Origin of the sequence: Paenibacillus sp. 203 (assembly GCF_037027525.1) — a bacterium.
GTDB classification, from domain to species: Bacteria; Bacillota; Bacilli; order Paenibacillales; family Paenibacillaceae; genus Paenibacillus; species Paenibacillus polymyxa_B.
Genome location: NZ_JAXCHD010000075.1, coordinates 1 through 282, shown reverse-complemented (window position 1 = coordinate 282; position 282 = coordinate 1). Strand labels below are relative to the sequence as shown.

Sequence of the window (282 nt, the reverse complement as noted above, 5' to 3'; positions counted from 1 at the left end):
CTCGTCAGTTTCAACATGAGCTTATCGCTCTTTCTATAAACCAGCTTCGGTTGGTCTTTAATGGAGAGTTTGATCCTGGCTCAGGACGAACGCTGGCGGCGTGCCTAATACATGCAAGTCGAGCGGGATTGTTTAGAAGCTTGCTTCTAAACAATCTAGCGGCGGACGGGTGAGTAACACGTAGGCAACCTGCCCACAAGACAGGGATAACTACCGGAAACGGTAGCTAATACCCGATATATCCTTTTCCTGCATGGGAGAAGGAGGAAAGACGGAGCAATC

General features: G+C 49.3%; 1 rRNA gene. It reads left to right on the top strand.

The features are described 5' to 3' along the window. Positions 1–57 precede the first annotated feature (57 nt). Positions 58–282: ribosomal RNA gene (locus tag WA407_RS26460) — 16S ribosomal RNA — on the top strand; the annotation flags it as partial.